Consider the following 20,690-nt stretch of genomic DNA (forward strand, 5'->3'; position numbering starts at 1 on the left):
AGTATCCGAACATTATTAATTATTAATGAAAATATGTTTTTCATATCAACTTATAATCAGGTTTGCTATTCATTTGTAAATGAATATATTATATAAGAAAGTATTAAATATCTCAACTTAATTAAAGGAGACGTAAGAAATGCCACAACAAAAAATGAGAATTCACGGTCAATATGTTAAAGATCTATCATTTGAGAATCCGAATTCGCCATTCCTTTCTTCTAGTAAAGCTCCAGATATTAATGTAATGGTTAATATCAATTCAGCAAAATTAGAAGGGATGGAAAACAAAGAAGGAGTAAATGAAGAAAAATCTTTCCATGAAGTTACTTTGCATATAGAAGTCAGAGCAACGATAAAAGATGCAGATATAAAAGATGGCGTAGCTTTCATTTGTGAGACGAAATATTGTGGCATTTTTTCAATAGAAAATTTAAAAGAGTTGAGTGAGGAAGAGGTAAGACAAGCTTTGTTTATTGGCGGACCTACTTTTCTTTTCCCTTTTGCAAGAGAAATAATTGCAAGAGTTACAAGTAGTGGTGGATTTCCCCCACTGATGCTAGATCCTATAGATTTCGAAACTATGTACGAGCAGCAAAGTCAACAACAAAAAAGTAACGGTAGTAATTCCAATTTTAACTAATATAGTATAATATATAGCTGAAAATAGCTGTGCTACTGAGGTACCAAAGGAGGAAATATCTGAAATGAAGCAGAATATGCGTAATGATTTTGAATGTGATCTATATATCCAGTTGTCATCCAAATGTACTTCATCCTTGTCATCCAGGTGCAAATTATTCTTGTCATCCCAGTGCGTGACACTGGGATCTAGTTCACAACTGTACGAACGTTGCAATGTGACACGATGTTGCATAATAAATGATGTCATTCCAGTGCGTGACACTGGAATCCAGTTCTTATTATACAGCTATCTGGTGTACTTATTTAAAATTAAGTTTTCTGGATCTCAGTGCCAAAGCACTGGGATGACACCCTTCCTGGCGGAGATTATTCTCAAATCACAATGTTCGTACAGTTGTGGATCCAGTTTCGTTGTTCAATTTCATCAAAAGTGTTGTATAGCGTGCTTATTTGCAGTCAAATTTTCTGGATCCCAGTGTCTGGGCACTGGGATGACATTGGTAGTTATGCTTACTCTACTGCAACACGGGACGTTCGTACAGTTGTGTGTCATGCACTGGAATGACATCATTAGTTGATTTTTCACTTAAAAATGGTTATGCAGAATGAATAATTCTTTAAACGCAAAAACGACTTTAAACATTGACGGGAAGTCATACAACTATTTTAGCCTAAGTAGTGCTAGTGAATTTTTAGGAATAGATGTGACTAAATTGCCTTGCTCACTTAAGGTTCTGCTTGAAAATTTATTGCGCAATGAAGATGGAGTAAACGTAAAGCTAGATGACATAAGAGTACTAGCAGACTGCGTCAATAAACACACTAATCATGAGATTAGCTACAAACCAGCAAGGGTGTTGATGCAAGATTTTACAGGGGTTCCTGCTGTTGTTGATCTAGCTTCAATGCGGGACTATGTTAAGAAAAATGGAGGAAACCCGAGCAACATAAATCCATCTGTACCGGTTGATCTTGTGATTGACCATTCTGTTCAAGTAGATAGTTATGGGAGTGTTTCCGCATTCAGTAAGAATGTTGAGCTAGAAGTAAAAAGAAATTTGGAGAGATATCAATTCTTAAAGTGGGGGGAATCGTCCTTCACAAATTTTAGAGTAGTACCGCCAGGTACTGGAATTTGCCACCAAGTGAATCTTGAATATTTAGCGCAAGTTGTATGTAATAAGGATGGGGTTTTGTATCCTGACACTTTAGTTGGTACTGACAGCCATACTACAATGGTTAACGGGTTATCAGTCCTTGGTTGGGGTGTTGGAGGTATAGAAGCTGAGTCTGTGATGCTTGGTCAACCAATTAGTATGGTGATTCCAGAAGTAGTTGGATTTAAATTAATTGGCAGACTGCCGGAAGGAGTAACTGCGACTGATTTAGTGCTGACGGTTACCAATATCCTAAGAACGAAAGGTGTTGTTGGTAAATTTGTAGAGTTTTATGGTGATGGTTTAGATTATTTATCTTTGGCAGATAGAGCCACTATAGCAAACATGGCCCCAGAGTATGGTGCAACTTGTGGATTTTTTCCAATTGATCAGAAAACGCTAGATTATTTAAACTTGACCGGAAGGCCAAAAGAGCTGATTAAATTAGTTGAGGCTTATGCGAAAGAGCAAGGACTGTGGCGTAGCAGTGACGAGTTAGCGTTTTTTGACACACTAGAGCTTGATTTATCAAGCGTGAAGCCAGTAATGGCTGGTCCCAAAAGACCACAAGATAAGGTTTTTCTTTCACAAGTGGCAGAGTCTTTTTCTAAATCATTTTCAGTTAATGAGTCAAAGGAAAGCGATAAACTCCAAGATGGAAGTGTAGTTAGTGCAGCAATAACAAGCTGCACTAACACCTCAAATCCAAGTGTGATGATTGCTGCAGGTCTTGTAGCTCGTAATGCAATTAAACTTGGATTAAAATCAAAGCCTTGGGTTAAAACTTCTCTTGCTCCAGGGTCACAAGTTGTAACAGAATATTTAGAAAAGTCAGGGTTGCAGGTAGATCTGAATGCTTTGGGCTTTAATTTAGTTGGATATGGTTGCACAACTTGCATTGGGAATTCTGGTCCACTTAATAAAGATATAGAAGATGGCATTAAAAACAAAAACTTAACCGTTGCTGCAGTTTTATCTGGCAATCGTAACTTTGAAGGAAGAATTCATCCGTTAGTCAAAGCTAATTACTTGGCATCTCCGCCACTTATTGTTGCATATGCACTTGCAGGCACTGTGCAAATTGATTTGACAAAAGATTCAATATGCAAAGATAAGAATGGAAATGATGTCTATCTCAAAGATATATGGCCAACAAACAATGAAATCGAAGATTGTGTTAAAAGTGTGGTAACACGTGAGATGTTCATACAAAAGTATAAGGATGTTTTTTCTGGTGATGAACATTGGCGAAAGATAAAGTGTGAAAAAAGTGAAATCTATAATTGGGATGCAAACAGCACTTACATACAAAATCCGCCTTATTTTGATAATTTATCACCTAAAAATAATAAAATCGATATAAAAGGTGCACAAATATTGGCAATGTTTGGCGATAGCATAACCACTGATCACATTTCCCCTGCTGGAAATATTGCCTCAAGTAGTCCTGCAGGTATATATTTAAAAAATCTTGGAATTGAGCCACAGGACTTTAATTCGTATGGGTCTCGTCGTGGTAACCACAATGTAATGATGCGTGGGACTTTTGCTAACATTAGAATAAAAAATGAAATGGTAAGCATCGAAGGCGGCTATACAAAATATATTCCTTCTCAAGAAACTATGTCGATTTTTGATGCAGCAATGCGCTACAAGGAAGCTCTCATCATTGTGGCAGGAAAGGAGTATGGCACAGGTTCAAGTAGGGATTGGGCAGCAAAGGGTACTTTATTGTTGGGGATTAAAGTTGTAATTGCAGAAAGCTTTGAGCGTATACATAGGTCCAACTTGGTCGGCATGGGTGTTCTTCCACTTATATTCCAAAATGGAATAACCAGAAAGATATTTGATGGTAGTGAGGTAATAAGCATAAAAGGTGAAATAGTGCCAGGTGGAAATCTAGAATGTATCATCAAAAGAAAGGATAATTCAAAGCAATCAATTCAACTCAAATGCTGTGTACAAACCGCAACTGAGATTAAATACTTAATGCATGGCGGAGTGTTAAGCTACATACTTGCACAATCCTTTTAAAGTTATTGCATGGACTTCTTCTAGCCAGCCCTGATCCCTTTTTAAATAATGATTTGTTCTATGCAAAGTTATGATATAATTTTACCTTACATATGGTAACAGAGTGTTTTGCAGATAATTATATATGATTAGTCCTATACAAGAACCTAACGAGTTGAGAAAACGTTTACAAGGGTTTTATCGTACTGATGAGAAAAGTTATGTACGCCGCCTTGTAGAAAAAACAGAGCTTTCGGCTGATTCAAAAAATAGAATTTATAATATAGCAAAACAAGTTATTGAAAAGATTAAAGGCAACAAATTAGATGTCATAGATTCTTTCATGCAGCAATACTCGCTTTCCAATGACGAAGGAATAGCGCTTATGTGTCTTGCTGAGTCACTACTTAGAATACCAGATGATTATACAATAGACGAGCTAATCAAAGATAAAATTGCCAATCAAGAATGGAGTAAATATTTAGGACATTCTTCCTCATTGTTTGTCAATGCTTCCACATGGAGTTTAATGATAGGAAGTAGTATATTGAGAGATAATGAAGGCGATTCGAAGTTCTATTACGCAATTTCTAAATTACTTAAAAATTTAGGAGAGCCGATTATTCGCAAAACAGTAAAACAAGCAATGTCTATGCTTGGTAAGCATTTTGTTATTGGAGAGACTATAGAGAAAGCACTGGAAAATGTAAAACTAAATGATAATAGCAAGTTCTTATGCTCTTTTGATATGCTTGGCGAAGCTGCTCACACAGCTGAAGATGCAGAAGAGTATTTTGATTCATACATGCACTCAATAAAAGCTATAGGTGAATCCACTGAAATAAATGATTGTTTTAAATCGCATGGAATTTCAATCAAACTTTCTGCTTTACACCCACGTTATGAATTCAGCCAATTCGATAATATAGCTGAAGAGTTGAGAGCTAAACTGCTAGAGCTTTGTCATGAAGCAAAAAAGTACAATATTTCATTATGCATAGATGCAGAAGAATCAGAAAGACTTGAGATGTCATTAGTTTTATTCGAGCAATTGCGTCTTGATGACTCACTCTCTGAGTGGGAAGGGCTCGGCTTGGCTGTACAAGCATATCAAAAGCGCGCTTTATCTGTTCTTGACTTTGTTGAAGATGTTGCTATCCGATCAAAGCACAAAATTATGGTGAGGCTTGTAAAAGGTGCATATTGGGATTCAGAGATCAAGCGTACGCAAGAATTGGGATTAAATGATTACTCAGTATTTACAAGAAAAAGCTATACTGACGTATCTTACCTCGCGTGCGCACAGAAACTTTTGAGTAAACCAAACAGCTTTTACCCATGCTTTGGAACTCATAACGCCTATACTTTTGCTTCTATCATGGAACTTGCTGATAAAAACCACCCTGGATTTGAATTTCAACGCTTACATGGAATGGCAAAAGACTTATATGATTATGCAATGTCAGAACTTGCAACAAGCATCAGTTGCCGTATATATGCACCAGTTGGTAAACGTAGTGATTTATTACCATACCTTGTTAGACGTCTTCTTGAAAATGGAGCTAATAGTTCGTTCGTCAATCAAATAAATGATCCTAACGTTAAAATTGAAGAATTAGTTTCGGATCCATCAGAAAAAGCTAAAAGCTTGGAGCATGAACCTCATCCAAATATTCCATTGCCACAAGATATTTTGAAAGAAGAAAGAAAAAATTCCTTAGGAATGGATATTAGTGATTCTGTGATAGTCTCACAATTTGCAGATGATATAAAGGGTTTTAGTGAAAAGAAATGGCAAGTTGGACCAATAATTGACGGACAGTCACTTTTTGATGATGCCAAATTTACTGAAGTGGTGAATCCTGCACATTTGGAGCATGTAATAGGAGAAGTGTCGAACGCAACAAGTGATCAAGCTTTAAATGCTCTTGAAGTAGCCCATAATGCGTTTTCTGCATGGCAGAGCACTCCAGCGGAAGAACGTGCTAAACACTTGAAAAAAGCTGCTGACTTACTTGAAGAAAGAATGAAAGAGTTAATTTACATTCTGATTGTGGAAGCAGGAAAAATTTTATCTGATGCAATAGCAGAAGTACGAGAAGCAGTCGACTTTCTGCGTTATTATGCAATGATAGCAAAGAATGAACTGAGCGACTGGAAAAAATTGCCAGGTCCAACAGGTGAAGATAACTTCATCTTTTTTGAAGGCAGGGGAGTTTTCCTGTGTATATCACCATGGAATTTTCCACTTGCTATTTTTCTCGGGCAGGTCTCAGCTGCACTTGCAGCAGGTAATGCAGTGCTGGCAAAACCGGCAGAGCAAACGCCGATTATTGCCTACGAAGCTGTTAAGATACTACATGAAGCTGGGATACCAAAGAATGTGTTACACCTCATTCCTGGGGATGGTGGATATTTAGGCAAAATATTAGTTCCAGATAATAGAATTGCCGGAGTAGCTTTTACTGGCTCAACGCAAACCGCTCAAATAATCAATAAAATGCTTGCAAATAGGGATGGTCCTATTGTGCCATTTATTGCTGAAACTGGCGGATTAAATGCTATGATTGTTGATAGCTCTGCTCTCTTAGAGCAAGTGACTACGGATGTTTTGCTTTCTGCGTTTCGCAGCGCTGGCCAACGCTGTTCTGCGCTTAGAGTGCTATTTATTCAAGAAGATATAGCAGAAAAACAGATAAGAATGATATGTGGTGCAGCGCAAGAACTAAAGATTGGTGACCCAATACAACTTAGTACTGATATTGGTCCAATAATTGATAAAGCATCTATCGATATGCTCACTCAACATACGCAAAAAATGTCAGAGGATAAAGATTCAAATCTGTTATTTAAAGTACCCATGGATACAAATTCTCATAATGGTTATTTCTTTCCTCCATATATTTATGAGATACAAAAAATTTCGCAATTAAAGCAAGAAGTATTTGGTCCTGTTTTACATATCATACGTTTTAATAAGTCAAATTTGAATGAAGTTATAAATGATATAAACAATACAGGATATGGGCTCACGTTTTCTTTGCAGAGTCGGATACAAAGTCAAATTGACACTATAAGTAAAAAAATATCAGTTGGAAATGTCTACATCAACCGTAACCAGATAGGTGCAGCAGTTGGGATACAACCATTTGGTGGTAGAGGACTATCTGGCACTGGGCCAAAAGCTGGTGGTCCTCATTATTTACAGCGTTTTTCTACAGAAAAAGTTGTAAGTGTTAACACTACAGCATTCGGTGGTAACACTACACTTATGTGTTTGGATTAATTTGCGGGCCCTAATTTTTCTCCTATCTTACCCCTAAACTAGACGTTCGTGCAGACAGCGCTAAAATCCGAAAAGGACCAGTTCATGCACTAGACTTCTTGCATAACCTAAACTAAGCAGAAAAAAGGTGTCATCCGAGTAGCCCCTTCGGTTTCATCTCAGTGCCTCTATGATGTCATCCCAGTGCCCTGACTACTTGGATCCAGGAAAAAGAATGATGTCATGAAAGTAGCCCCTATGATGTCATTCCAGTGCTCCTTTCTCGTCATCCCAGTAGCCTCCTTTTTTTGTCATCCCAATACCCCCCTCTTGTCATCCCAGTGTCCAGACACTGGGATCTCATTTTACTTTATGATAATGTCATGAAAGTAGCCTCCTTCTCCTGTCATCCAGCCCTTCCATCCAAGACGGTGTCATTCCAGTGCCCAGACACTGGAATCCAGAAAACTTAACTTTATACCAGGTAATAAGAACTGGATCCCAGTGTCTGGGCACTGGGATGACAAGAGAAGGTACTGGAATGACGGTTGTCGTTTAGCTATAAACATTAAGAAATTTACCAAATGAAAAAAAAGGCAAAAGAAGCCCCGTGGTTGGCTAATTACTTACATTATACTTTCAAGTATGGCGTTTTTTTATTCTAAACGCTTAATAACCGCGATTCAGCTGCTTTTAAACCGCAACTAATCTAAATTATAAACGTTAAGAAATTTACTAAACAGAAAAAAAGGCAAAAGAAACCCTAGGGTAGCTAGTTATTCACTATCCATTTTTTAAGTTGGCGTTTTTTGATGTTTTAAATGCTTTATAAGCGTATTTCAGCTTGTGTAGGTAAAAACCCAGAAATTTGATAAAGACATAAGGTGCACATAGTGCAAAAAATTAAACATGAGACGCCAAATACCCTAAGTTTTTTGTCATTAACCTGCACAGATTGCGAAGATAAATAAATAGCTTCAGTTTCATGATAAGGGGACTGGCGAAGCTTGTAAAGTAATTTTTTCGTTTCTATTCCCAATAAAAGTTTGTTATATGGTTATGCAAGAAGTCTATTGTGAATGAAATGAATGTGAAAAATATCTTATTAGCGTTTTTAGTACAAACGGTATTCAGTTTGCCGCTATTTGCAGCTGATCCTGTTTTGCTTAACTGCATTGAAACTCCAGAGATTTATGACCTTGATGCAAGGCCAAAAAATTTTAGCTCTTCAAACAATTTAAGAAGGAAACCTGGTTCTCCAAATAGTGCAACGGGAGAATTAATACACATAGTGGGTAGAATTACTGATATAAACTGTTTACCAATACAAAATGCTGTAGTTTCTATATGGCACGCGAATTCACGCGGCGTGAACCATTACGATAAGAATATAGAGGATGATCCGAATTTTGCTGGATCAGGAAGGTTTGTAGTGAATAACCTTGGCTATTATAATTTTATTACGATAGCACCTGGCAAAATTGGTGATAGAGCTCCACATATCAACTTTCTAGTTCAACATCCAGATTTTCCAGAATTCACAACGCAAATGTTTTTTGCTGACCATAATTGCGATAATTGTGCTGATCCTGTTCTTGGAGATTTTGTTAGTAATGGGCTTGCAAGCCTTCTCATAACACCATTTACTTACAGTGATCAGGTCATAAAAACCTATACGTTTAACATTACCTTGGGCGGATATAATAAGTTCTCTAATAAAAGATAAAAACCCTTGCATGTAAGGTAGTCCATAGTAAACTTAAGTGTTATTGTACTTAGGATGTATATGAAAAATATCTTACTGATGTTTTTGCTATGTTTTATGTACAGTTTACAATTATTTGCAACGGAGATGCCAGCAATGAAAATAACAATTTCTAAAATTTCGCCCGATTTTAAAACAATAGTAACGGGTTTATTTGAGGACAACGAAACCGTAAATGATGGCGGAGTTTTGCAAAGAAAACAGATCATAGATAATATAAAGCAATTTAGCGATTTCAATGGAAGTTTTGGTGAATTTTTCTCTACTACTTTGCCAGAAGAAAAAAATGTCATAGTTGTTGGACTTGGTAAGAAGGATGAATGGAATGAAAATAAAGAATTAAATATTGGTGGTAAAATATATTGTGAGCTAAGCAGATTAAAAATTAAGAAAGCAGCGATTTTAATCGAAGGTAGTGCAGCAAATGTTGCATATGGTGCGTTTCTGCGTAGTTTTAAGTTTGATAAGTATAAAACTAAAAAGGATGAGAAAATTACAGAGGTAGAGGAAATTACCGTATTAGTAAAAGATGAGCAATTAAGTAATGCTGAAAGATCATTTGAGCACTTAAGGCAAGAAGGTGAGAGTATATTCCTTGCGCGCTCTTTTATAACAGAGCCTCCTAACATTCTATATCCAGAATCCTATGCTGATCATATAAAAAAAGAACTTACTAAGCTTGGCCTTGAAATCGAAGTGCTTGATAAAAAGCAGATGGAAGAGAAAAAAATGGGAGCCTTGCTTGGAGTCGCACAAGGAAGTAGTAAAGAACCAAAATTAGTAGTGATAAAATGGAATGGGGCTGCTAAAGAACAAAAGCCAATAGCTTTTGTTGGTAAAGGTATAACGTTTGACACTGGTGGAGTATCACTCAAACCTTCACGTGGTATGGAGTCAATGAAATATGACATGGCAGGCTCTGCTACTGTGGTTGGGGTGATGCATGCTTTAGCAGGACGAAAAGCAAAAGTAAATGCAATCGGCGTGGTCGCACTTGCAGAAAATGCAGTGGGTGGTAATGCTCAAAGACCGAGTGATGTAGTAACTTCAATGTCTGGACAGACAATAGAAGTGTTGAACACCGATGCAGAAGGAAGGCTCATACTTGCAGATGCTTTATGGTATACGCAAGACAGATTCTCACCAAAATTTATGATTGATCTTGCAACTTTAACTGGTGCTATAGTGGTTGCACTTGGAAATAACGAATATGCTGGTCTTTTTGCAAATAATGATGAATTAGCAAACCGTCTGATTGATGCAGGAAATGAAGTAAATGAGAAGTTATGGCGTTTTCCTATGAATGAAACTTATGACAAAATTATTGATTCACCGATTGCTGATGTTCAAAACATCGCTCCTGCAGGCTCTGGTGGAGATAGCATAATGGCTGCACAGTTTTTACAGCGTTTTGTGAATGAAACTTGCTGGGCACATTTAGATATCGCAGGCACTGCTTGGCACGAAAAAGGTACTGACATTTGTCCAAGAGGAGCAGTAGGTTTTGGTGTAAGGTTACTTAATAAGTTGGTTAAAAAGTACTACGAAGCCAATGATTAAAGGTCTTTATACTGGATTTATGGCTTAGCTACATGAACATTTATTTTCGAGGCGCAGCAAATGAAAGTAGCTGATACATATTTCTTTTTTTCTGGTCAAGCACTGGAATGATATCAAGGAGTAACTTTTTATTTAAACAATGATTATAATAAGAGATCTATTGAAATTTTAAAGTTATTAAATATTGACGCTATATACTTAAGTGTTAAAATAGAATGAAAAGTTTTTAGGAGTTTATATGGCAGTAGGTGGGAAAGCAAAGACAGCTAGTAAAAACAACCCTACTCAGCGTAAGAAAGCCGAGCAAAAAATGTATAAAGATAAACCGGTAAAACCTGTTAGATATATAGATCGTGACTCGCGCATGAATTATATGTCTGCTCAATATGACAACGGCAATCTGGTTGAAGATGAGGTAAGCGGCAATCCTATAAAGTGGGAAGCTGTACAATAGTTGTGGTTAAAGTTACTATTAATTCTAAGGAATGTGAAGTAGAGCATGGGCTCACTATAATTCAAGCTTGTGAAATTGTGGGCGTTGAAATTCCACGTTTTTGTTATCATGAGCGTTTAGCAATTGCTGGTAACTGCAGAATGTGTTTGGTTGAAGTGGAGGGTGGACCTCCAAAACCAGTAGCCTCTTGTGCAATGCCAGTTGCAGAAGGGATGGTTATTCACACTGATACCCCTAAGGTTAAAAAAGCACGTGAAGGTGTGCTTGAGTTTTTGCTAATCAACCACCCGCTTGATTGCCCAATTTGCGATCAAGGTGGTGAATGCGATTTGCAAGATATCACGATGGCTTATGGGAAAGGAAACAGCAGACTTGATGAGCATAAGAGGGCTGTGCCAAAAAAACACTTCGGACCACTGATTGAGACTGCGATGAATCGATGCATTCATTGCACTCGGTGTGTTAGATTTTTGTCTGATGTTGCAGGTACAAATGAACTTGGAGGAATCGGAAGGGGAGAAAATGTAGAGATTAGCACTTACATAAAAAGGCATATTAGTTCTGAATTATCTGGAAATATCATAGATCTCTGCCCGGTAGGGGCTTTAACTTCAAAGCCTTACTCCTTTACAGCGCGTCCATGGGAGCTATCACATTGTGAGACTATAGATGTGCTAGATGCTGTGGGAAGTAGCATTAGAGTTGATTATCGTGGCCTGGAAGTTATGCGAATATTACCAAGACTGAGCGAAGAGGTAAATGAAGAATGGATATCAGATAAAACCCGCTTTGCCTATGATGGACTAAAAGTTCAGCGTCTTGATCGACCTTATGTAAAAAAAGATGGTAAATTAGCCCCAGTTGATTGGAATGAAGCATTGACTATTGCTGCAAAAAAATTAAAGAATACAAAATCAAATAAAATAGCTGCAATTGCAGGTGATTTAGCAGATTGTGAGTCTATGCTTCTACTCAAAGAAGTGATGCAGAAGCTCGGCTCGGGAAATATAGACTGCAGGCAAGATGGTGCAAAGCTTATACCAAGTAATCGTGGGTCATATGTGTTCAATACCACTATTGAAGGTATAGAAAATGCAGATTTATGTCTGCTTATAAATACAAATCCAAGGATAGAAGCACCGATCATTAACGTAAGATTGAGAAAGAGATATTTACAGGGCAACTTTCCTGTTGCAAGTGTTGGTCCTAACATTGAATATTTATATCATGTTGAGAAATTGGGCGATAATCCTGATATTTTGAGTGAAATAGCAAATGGAAATCATAAGTTCTGTGAGCTGCTGGTAGCTGCTCAAAACCCTATGCTGATTATCGGTCAAGATGCGTTGATAAGAGACGATTCTGAATCAGTTCTAGTTCTAGCTGGCAAAATTGCAGAAAAATTTAACATGGTCAGAGACGACTGGAATGGCTTTAATGTGCTGCATAAAGCTGCAGCAAGAGTTGGTGGGCTAGATATTGGGTTTGCTTCTAAAAAAGGCGAAAGGGATATTAATCAAATATTGGAACATGCAGAAAGTGGTGAAATAGAAGTGGTTTATCTTCTTGGTGCAGATGAAATTGATACATCAAAATTAGAAAATACATTTGTAATTTATCAAGGTCATCATGGTGATAAAAGTGCACATGTAGCAGATGTTATCTTGCCTGGTGCTGCATATACAGAAAAATATGCAACTTATGTAAACACTGAAGGTCGAGCGCAAAGAACAAATTTAGCTGTATTTCCTCCAGGTGAAGCAAAGGAGGATTGGTTAATTATTAAAAATCTCTCGCAATATTTGGATCTCTCCTTACCATATGATAGTTTATTTGACGTGAGAAAAAAATTAGATACTATCGGTCCACAGTTTAGAAATGCTGATCAAGTGATAAAAAATAAATGGATTCCAATCAGCAGCGGTGAAATAAGCTTAAGTAATACACCTTTTACTTTAAAGGAGTGTAATTTTTATATGACGGATTCAATAAGTCGCGCTTCAAAAATAATGGCGGATTGTACTAAGGCTTTTTATGAACACGCTAGTTAATATTTTATTTGTTTTAGTACCGCTACTACTTTCAGTTGCATACTTGGTATACTTTGAGCGTAAGGTTATTGCTGCAATTCAACTAAGGCACGGCCCAAGTGTAGTCGGGCCATTTGGGTTATTGCAGCCGTTCGCAGATGCTATCAAATTGATAATTAAAGAGCCGATAATACCATTTAGAGCGAGCACTATACTGTTCATTATGGCTCCAATGCTTACCTTTATTTTGGCATTAATTGCCTGGGCAGTTATACCGTTTGGTGCTGAAGTAATTGTAGAAAATGGCCAGCAAGTAGTTATTCCTAAGGTTATAGCAAATATTAATGTTGGAGTGCTTTATGTGCTAGCTATATCGTCGCTGGGAGTATACGGCGTAATTATTGCAGGCTGGTCAAGCAATTCTAATTATGCATTTCTTGGCGCTATACGGTCGGCTGCTCAGATGATTTCATATGAAGTTTCAATAGGCTTAATAGTTGCTACAGTCGTTATTACCACTGGAACATTAAATCTTGGAGAAATGGTAGTGGCAAAACATAATATGCCATTTTGGGTTGATTTACTACTAATGCCTATAGGAATAATATTTTTTATTTCTTTGCTTGCAGAAACTAATCGTCACCCATTTGATTTACCAGAAGCTGAAGCAGAGCTTGTCTCTGGATATAACGTTGAATATTCATCCATGCCTTTTGCCCTCTTTTTTCTTGGAGAATATGCAAATATGATTCTAGCAAGTGCTATGATGACGATATTCTTTCTAGGAGGGTGGTATCCTCCATTAGAACTTGGTTTGCTTTATAAAATTCCAGGTTTAATTTGGTTCATTTTGAAAATAGTTATACTTTTGTTTATATTTATTTGGATTAGAGCAACAATACCTCGTTACCGATATGATCAGCTAATGCGCCTTGGTTGGAAAGTGTTTTTACCAATATCGGTGCTTTGGGTGATACTCATTTCAGGGGTGTTGCTCTTTACTGGGAATTTGCCTGGATCCAATGTTTAATTTTCCAAACACACGGTTAAGGCGCAGGCGCTCGAGCAAATGGGTTCGCAATTTAACAAGTGAAAATAGTTTATCAGTAAATGATCTGGTTCTTCCTCTGTTTGTTCATAACAGAGAAGAAACAACTGAACCAATTTCTGGCTTACCAGGCGTAAAGTGTTATTCAATAGATGGATTAGTGTCCATAGTTAAGGAAGCTAAAGATTTAGGAATTAATGCTGTTGCAATTTTTCCTGTAGTTGGTAGTAAACTAAAATCTGAAAACGCTGAGGAAGCGTATAATTCTGACAATTTAATCTGCAAAGCAATTTGTGCTGTAAAATTAAAGGTACCGGAAATTGGTGTTATTGCAGATGTTGCACTGGATCCATACACTATTCATGGCCATGACGGCATTTTAAAAGATAATCAGGTGGATGTAGAAAACGATGAAACTATATCAGTACTGTGTAAGCAAGCACTTGCTTTAGCGAAGGCAGGATGTGATATAGTTGCTCCTTCTGACATGATGGATGGTAGAATAGGAAGAATCAGAAAATCATTAGATGATAACAACTTTCAAGACGTATTAATATTATCTTATGCGGTGAAATACTGCTCTAGCTTCTATGCTCCATTCAGGCAAGTCGTTGGTTCATGTGGGCTATCACATTCTATAGACAAAAGTGGTTATCAAATGGATTATAAAAATGCGCGCGAAGCAATGTGCGAAATTGAAATGGATATAAATGAAGGTGCAGATTTTATTATGATTAAACCAGGTATGCCATATTTAGATATTATCAAAACAGCAAGTGATAAGTTTAATTTTCCGATTTTTGCTTACCAAGTAAGCGGTGAGTACGCAATGATAAAAGTTGCTGCAAATAATGGCTGGCTAGATTATGACAAGGTGATTTATGAGTCTTTGATTGGTTTCAAACGTGCGGGTGCAAGTGCAATATTCACTTACGCTGCACTTGATATTGCAAAAAATTTAAGTGCACAAGCCCTATAAAATTACTAGATTTTTGGCGCATGTTCTTCTACTGTTGCTGCATATTACTTAAAATTTTCCAATACATGTTTTAAGTTATTGATAAGTCCGTTACAATACAGTATTATAAATGATATAAACCAAGTGTTACTTAGGGCATGGGGATTTTTTTTGAATTTTTGGGAAAGATGCTGGGCAAGGTTTTTCCTGCCAAAACAGTAAGCTCTTTTTTGGGAATAGGATATTTACCAGGTTGGCAGAACTATTGGTCTTCTTTTTTAATATTATTTATTGTCGATGTTATATTGATTTTTACATATGGAGGCGAATATTTACTATATAAAATGCCAAATTCAGGAATAGTTGTAGCTGCTATTTTTACAAAATTGGCAATAGTTATGTTAGTAATGCAATTAATTGGAATATTTATTTTTCATGCTCAGGACCCTTCAGCAAACAGTGGTGAAGACATAGTAATACAAATAGCGTCAGGGCAAGTACTGACTGTAGCACTTTCAATGCCAGCAATAATGTCAATTTATTATGCTGTAAGTAAACTCTATGGGAGTATATGTAAGCAGATGTTTCAATGCCCATTTTGGTTTAATGATTTTATGCACTTTTTCTTTTTTCTTATGATACCTTACGTATTTTTTAATGTCGTAGAAGTGATAAAACCATGGCCAATAAGTTCAATACAGCTCAGCTATAATAATGCAATGTCAATTACATTTGAGGGGATTTTTCACACATTTTATGCGGTGATCTTACTGTATTTAACAGCATTTATATTCTGCGATTTAACTATGCATGATGCAATTGTCCTAAATAAAAGCATAATTCAGTATGTGAGGGAAAGTTCAGCAGTTTTAGGTGATTATTTACATAGTGCTGCAAAAAAAATAAATATTGAATAGTACTTATTTATTTATATATTTAGTATAAAAAGTGTGCAATTTGTGTGAACTTACAAAGTATAATAAAAGAGTTACAAGATTTTTGGGCTAGTGAAGGATGTGTTATACTTCACTCATACACATCTGAAGTTGGTGCTGGCACATTACATCCTGCAACAATTATGTCTGCAATTGATACAAAACCGACAAAAATTGCATATCTACAACCAGTAATTAGGCCAGCAGATGGTCGCTATGGCGATAACCCTAATCGCTTGTATCAACATCATCAATACCAAGTTATAATAAAACCGTCTGGTAATAATTTACAAGACGTCTATTTAGATAGCTTAAAAGCTCTTGGCATATCTACAGAAAAATATGATATTAAGTTTGTTGAAGATGATTGGGAAAATCCAAGTGTTGGTGCATCAGGACTTGGATGGGAAGTTACATGCAATGGAATGGAAGTAACACAGCTTACTTATATACAGCAAGTTGGAGGGATTGACTGCAAGATGATTCCTGGTGAGGTGGCATATGGGTTGGAACGTTTAGCAATGTGCATACAAGGTGTAGATAATGTTTACGATATAATTTGGAACGATAATGGTGTAACTTACGGAGATATTTTTAAACAAAGAGAATATGAATTTTCTTATCTAGCGTTAGATTATTATGATACTAAAGTGGTACAGCAGCAATTCGAAGATACGGAAAAATTGTGTAAGTTCCTTATTGAAAAGGAGCTACCAATGGCAGCTTATGACCAATGTATTAAAACTAGTCACCTACTTAATCTGCTTGATGCAAGAGGTGTGCTTGGTGTAAATGAACGTACAGCGCATATTGGTAGAGTTAGAGAGCTGACAAAAAAATGTTGCGAATTGTACATGAGTAAATAGCGTATGTCGTTGCAGTTGTTATTTGAGTGCCTTTCAGAAGAAATACCACCGAGAATGCAGAATTCAGCTGCAGTTCAAGTTAAGAGTTATATTACCAGTGCTTTTAATAAAAACAATTTAAGATTTGCATCTATAGAGGTTTTTGTAACGGCACGTCGCATTACCCTATTTGTCGACAACATAAATGCTTTGGAGCTAAAGGATTCCAATAACGAAGTTAAGGGACCAAACATTAACGCACCAAAAAGTGCTATCGAAGGTTTTTTAAGAAAATATCAGAAAAATGAAGAAGATTTGCTCGTTCGAAAAGTAAATAATGAGGATTTTTACTTCATTAAAAGAGAAAGCTGCTCATTTAACATTCAAGAGTTTCTTAAAAATCAACTAGGAGAAATATTAAAAAATTTCTCTTGGCCAAAAAGTATGAGATGGGGCGAAGGAAAAGAAAGGTGGGTTAGGCCAATTAAAAACATTTTATGCATTTTAAATGATGAAATAATACCTGTGTCTTTTGCAGGGATCACAGCATCTAACACAACATATGGCCATCGATTTCTCTCAAGTGGTACAGCGTTAACTGTTAAAGCACCTAAAGACTATTTTGAATTGCTAGAAAAAAACAGTGTAATTCTCCAAATGGACAAAAGAAAGCAATTTATACTAGATCAGATTAATAAATTCACAAAAGAGCAGAATTTACAACTTGAGAAAAATGATTATTTACTAAATGAATTGACAGGGCTTATAGAGTGGCCAATCGTACTGTTTGGTGAAGTGAATCAAGAAAAGTCATTTGGATTACCGAAGGAAGTAATTCTTAGTATAATTAATACGCAGCAAAAATACCTTGCTTTAAGTAATGGAAAGAGAATTTCACACTTTGTCACTGTTGTCAACGTCAACAATGGTGAAGTTGTTAAAGGGCACGAAAGAATATTAGAAGCACGTCTTGCTGATGCCCAATTTTTAATATCTCAAGATAAAAAGGAAAATCTAGATTATTATGTCAAAAAATTAGGTTCGATATTATTTCATGCTTCACTTGGCAGCGTGGGGGAAAAGGTAAAGCGTATTACGGCTCTGTCAAAGTATATAGCTATATTTATTCCACATGCTTCGCTGATAAAAGTTGAACGTGCTGCATATTTGGCAAAAGCTGATTTGGCAACATCGATAGTAAGAGAGTTTCCAGAATTACAAGGAGTAATGGGTGGATATTATGCTTCTTATTTTCACGAAGATAAAGAAATAGTGGAAGCTATAACTGAACACTATAAGCCAATCGGGCCAGAGCAGGAATGTCCTAAATCCCCTTCAGCAATTGCTGTGTCAATTGCAGACAAAGTGGATAGCTTAGTTGGTTTAATTGCAGCAGGTGAGAAAATCTCTGGTTCGTATGATCAGTTTGGTTTGCGGAGAATGACAATTGGTATAATTAGGACAATACTTGAAAATAATTTGCATATTCCAATTAGGCTAATGATAGACAAGTCAGTATCTTTATATTCAAGGCTTCTATTTAATAAAAATACAACGTCAGTTGATAAGCCAAATAGAAAACAAATTTCAGAACTAGTATTTAGATTCTGCTTAGAAAGATTCAAGGTTATTTTAAAAAATAGAGATATAAGGCAAGATGTCGTAGATTCAATACTATATAAAATCGATATTAATGATCTGCTGACAGCAGAAAAGCAAACTGTTATATTGGATCGTTATCTTAGTACGCCAGAAGGTGAACAGATTCTAAGCACTTACAAAAGAGTCAGTAACATGATGAGCAAAGTAAGGAAAAGTGATGGCACTACTTATAGTGCATCTTACGGTAAGAGATTTTTGATTGAAAATGAAGAAATTGCGCTATCAAATTGTGCTATAACTGCTTGTAAAAACATAAAACAAGCAATAAAAAATAACCACTTTAATGCAGCGCTTGATGAACTTGCTGGTTTTGCTCCGTTTATCAATCAGTTTATGGACAGTGTAAAGATTAACTGTGATTCTGATAAGCTGAGAAGAAACAGATTATCTTTGCTTGAAAATGTAGTTTCCGTCTTTCATTTAGTAGCAGATTTTAACCTCATACAGGTTAAGCAATGGATAAATGCTCAGGCAATATAAAGAACAAATCAAATCATCTCCACAGTCCTGTGGCGTGTATAAGATGGTTGGAGATAAGAATAAGATTTTATACATTGGTAAAGCAAAAAACTTGAAGTCGAGGTTATCCGACTACCTTCAATTCGAAAACCTTTCTGAACGAATTAGAGTTATGCTCTCACAGGTTATTAAGGTTGAAATATTCATCACTGAGAATGAAATCGAAGCACTGCTTCTTGAAGCACAGTTAATAAAATCGTTGAAGCCACCTTATAATATTGTGCTTAAGGATGGAAAATATTATCCTTATATAACAATTTCCAAGCACGATTATCCAAGAATAGCGAAATATAGAGGCAAATTTAAGAAGAATGAGTTTCATTATTATGGTCCCTTTACATCTGCCGCTGCTGTTAAGCAAACTATATTATCATTGCAAAGAGCTTTTCTCTTGAGAGTATGTTCAGATCAATACTTTTCCTCAACAAAAAGACCATGTATTGAGTATCAAATTAAGCGCTGCTCAGCACCATGCATAAACAAAATCACAAAAGACGACTACTGCCAATCAGTAAAACAGGCACGAAATACATTGCTTGGAAGAAATAAGGAAGTGAAAGAACAGTTACTTTTCACAATGAGAAAGTGCAGCAGTGAAGAAAACTATGAGCTTGCTGCTATATATAGAGATCGGGTAAAGTTTCTTGAGCAAATTCAAATACAGCACACGGATTTTTCTTTTGAAAAAGATGCAGATTTCTTCAGTATTGTACGTGAAGAGGATCTAGCATGTATTAGTGTGTTATCGTTCAGAAATAAAGACAACTACGGCAGCACTCCTTACTTTGCCGAGAACTGTGGTGATCACTCAAATGATGAAATTTTATCCACCTTTTTGGTCAATTTTTATAATTCAGCTAACATACCTCCAATACAAATTTACGTTCCAGATTCTATTGTGGATAAGGAAATTATAGAACAAGCACTATATAAGGTTGCTCAAAAGCCAGTAAAAGTTCTGCATGCAAAGAATAAAAAAGAGCGTGATTTATTGAAATTTGTTTATGATAACTCTCAGCATAGCTTAGAGCAGAAGCTTATCGATTATAGAAATAACCTAGAAAAGCTTGAGGAGCTTAGCAAAGTTTTCTTGTTACCAAGTATTCCAAAGCGTATCGAGGTTTATGATAATAGCCATATTTCTGGAAGCCAGCAAATTGGTGTGATGATTGTTGCAGGGCAGGAGGGTTTTTTAAAGAGTGAGTACAGAAAATTTACTATAAAGGAAAAATTTTCAGGTGATGACTATAAAATGATGAGGGAAGTGCTAACCAGACGTTTCTCCGGCAATATAAAAGGCATAATACCTGATTTTTTACTGATTGATGGTGGACCAGGACATGTTTCCATAGTACAGAATGTACTGGAAGTATTGAATATAAACGTTCCTTTTGCTTGTATGGCAAAAGGTCCTGATCGTAACGCAGGGAATGAAAGATTTTATATGCTGGGCAGGGAAGAATTCAGTCTGGTAAATGACAGCAAAGTCATGCTTTACTTACAATCGCTGCGTAATGAAGCCCACCGCTTTGCGATAACTTCACATAGAAAAAAACGCGATAAACAGTTTATAGTTTCACAATTAAGCAAAATACCCGGCATTGGCAACAAAAGAAAAAAAGCGTTGATGTCTTATTTTGGTTCAGTGAAAAATATAAGCAAAGCTTCTCTGGCTGAAATTCAAAACGTACATGGAATTAGTAAAGGTTTAGCAGAAGTCATTCTTAAATACGTGAATTATAAGAGAGGAGTACTGGAATGACACCAAACCCGTTTTATTGTTAAAGCAGATATTCATACACTTTTCCTCAGAATCTCTTCATTGAGAAGCTAC

Annotated in this window: 15 protein-coding genes and 1 pseudogene; 14 read left to right on the forward strand and 2 right to left on the reverse strand. The window is 36.4% G+C overall.

What is annotated here, in order from left to right; translation table 11 throughout:
• Positions 1-139: 139 nt before the first annotated feature.
• Positions 140-643, forward strand: coding sequence for a protein-export chaperone SecB (gene secB, locus OPR43_RS02975; RefSeq protein WP_265035423.1), 504 nt, complete (start codon positions 140-142; stop codon positions 641-643).
• Positions 644-841: 198 nt separating this feature from the next.
• On the opposite strand, the pseudogene OPR43_RS08490 reads toward secB, so the two are convergent.
• Positions 842-970 (reverse strand): annotated as a pseudogene (locus OPR43_RS08490) (WPE palindromic element domain-containing protein); the annotation flags it as partial.
• Between the two features lie 280 nt (positions 971-1,250).
• On the opposite strand from OPR43_RS08490, the gene acnA reads away from it, so the two are divergent.
• From acnA to OPR43_RS02995, 3 genes are all read left to right on the forward strand, one after another.
• Complete coding sequence (gene acnA / locus OPR43_RS02985) at positions 1,251-3,836, forward strand: aconitate hydratase AcnA (protein ID WP_265035425.1); 2,586 nt, start codon at positions 1,251-1,253, stop codon at positions 3,834-3,836.
• Between the two features lie 124 nt (positions 3,837-3,960).
• On the forward strand, positions 3,961-7,101 hold the full coding sequence (gene putA / locus OPR43_RS02990; RefSeq protein WP_265035426.1) for a bifunctional proline dehydrogenase/L-glutamate gamma-semialdehyde dehydrogenase PutA: 3,141 nt from the start codon (positions 3,961-3,963) through the stop codon (positions 7,099-7,101).
• 251 nt (positions 7,102-7,352) lie between these two features.
• Positions 7,353-7,553, forward strand: a complete 201-nt coding sequence (locus OPR43_RS02995) for a hypothetical protein (protein ID WP_265035427.1) — start codon at positions 7,353-7,355, stop codon at positions 7,551-7,553.
• Here OPR43_RS02995 and OPR43_RS03000 read toward each other — a convergent pair.
• Positions 7,515-7,649, reverse strand: coding sequence for a hypothetical protein (locus OPR43_RS03000; RefSeq protein WP_265035428.1), 135 nt, complete (start codon positions 7,647-7,649; stop codon positions 7,515-7,517). The genes OPR43_RS02995 and OPR43_RS03000 overlap by 39 nt on opposite strands.
• A gap of 515 nt (positions 7,650-8,164) precedes the next feature.
• Here OPR43_RS03000 and OPR43_RS03005 point away from each other — a divergent pair.
• From OPR43_RS03005 to uvrC, 10 genes are all read left to right on the forward strand, one after another.
• A complete protein-coding gene (locus OPR43_RS03005; protein WP_265035640.1) occupies positions 8,165-8,806 on the forward strand; it encodes a protocatechuate 3,4-dioxygenase in 642 nt (213 codons plus the stop codon).
• A gap of 96 nt (positions 8,807-8,902) precedes the next feature.
• Complete coding sequence (locus OPR43_RS03010) at positions 8,903-10,405, forward strand: leucyl aminopeptidase (protein ID WP_265035429.1); 1,503 nt, start codon at positions 8,903-8,905, stop codon at positions 10,403-10,405.
• 238 nt (positions 10,406-10,643) lie between these two features.
• Positions 10,644-10,859, forward strand: a complete 216-nt coding sequence (locus OPR43_RS03015; RefSeq protein WP_265025693.1) for a hypothetical protein — start codon at positions 10,644-10,646, stop codon at positions 10,857-10,859.
• A 2-nt stretch (positions 10,860-10,861) separates the two neighbouring features.
• The gene (nuoG, locus tag OPR43_RS03020) at positions 10,862-12,910 is read left to right on the forward strand and encodes an NADH-quinone oxidoreductase subunit NuoG (protein ID WP_265025692.1); all 2,049 of its coding nucleotides are present in this window, start codon (positions 10,862-10,864) and stop codon (positions 12,908-12,910) included.
• Positions 12,894-13,919 carry an NADH-quinone oxidoreductase subunit NuoH gene (gene nuoH, locus OPR43_RS03025; protein ID WP_265025691.1) on the forward strand — a complete coding sequence of 342 codons (1,026 nt, stop codon included), beginning with the start codon at positions 12,894-12,896 and terminating at the stop codon, positions 13,917-13,919. The genes nuoG and nuoH overlap by 17 nt, the downstream gene beginning before the upstream one ends.
• Positions 13,912-14,916: a porphobilinogen synthase gene (gene hemB, locus OPR43_RS03030; RefSeq protein ID WP_265035432.1), complete on the forward strand. Its 1,005-nt coding sequence runs from the start codon at positions 13,912-13,914 to the stop codon at positions 14,914-14,916. Before nuoH ends, hemB begins: the two co-directional genes overlap by 8 nt.
• Positions 14,917-15,053: 137 nt before the next feature.
• Entirely contained in the window at positions 15,054-15,812 is a 759-nt protein-coding gene (locus OPR43_RS03035) for a phosphatidylglycerophosphatase (RefSeq protein ID WP_265035435.1), read from the forward strand.
• Positions 15,813-15,856: 44 nt separating this feature from the next.
• Entirely contained in the window at positions 15,857-16,696 is an 840-nt protein-coding gene (locus tag OPR43_RS03040) for a glycine--tRNA ligase subunit alpha (protein ID WP_265035436.1), read from the forward strand.
• A 3-nt stretch (positions 16,697-16,699) separates the two neighbouring features.
• Positions 16,700-18,817, forward strand: coding sequence for a glycine--tRNA ligase subunit beta (gene glyS / locus OPR43_RS03045; RefSeq protein WP_265035437.1), 2,118 nt, complete (start codon positions 16,700-16,702; stop codon positions 18,815-18,817).
• The gene (uvrC, locus tag OPR43_RS03050; protein ID WP_265035438.1) at positions 18,801-20,618 is read left to right on the forward strand and encodes an excinuclease ABC subunit UvrC; all 1,818 of its coding nucleotides are present in this window, start codon (positions 18,801-18,803) and stop codon (positions 20,616-20,618) included. Before glyS ends, uvrC begins: the two co-directional genes overlap by 17 nt.
• Positions 20,619-20,690: the final 72 nt, after the last annotated feature.

The organism is Wolbachia endosymbiont (group A) of Apoderus coryli, assembly GCF_947251615.1.
Taxonomy (GTDB): domain Bacteria; phylum Pseudomonadota; class Alphaproteobacteria; order Rickettsiales; family Anaplasmataceae; genus Wolbachia.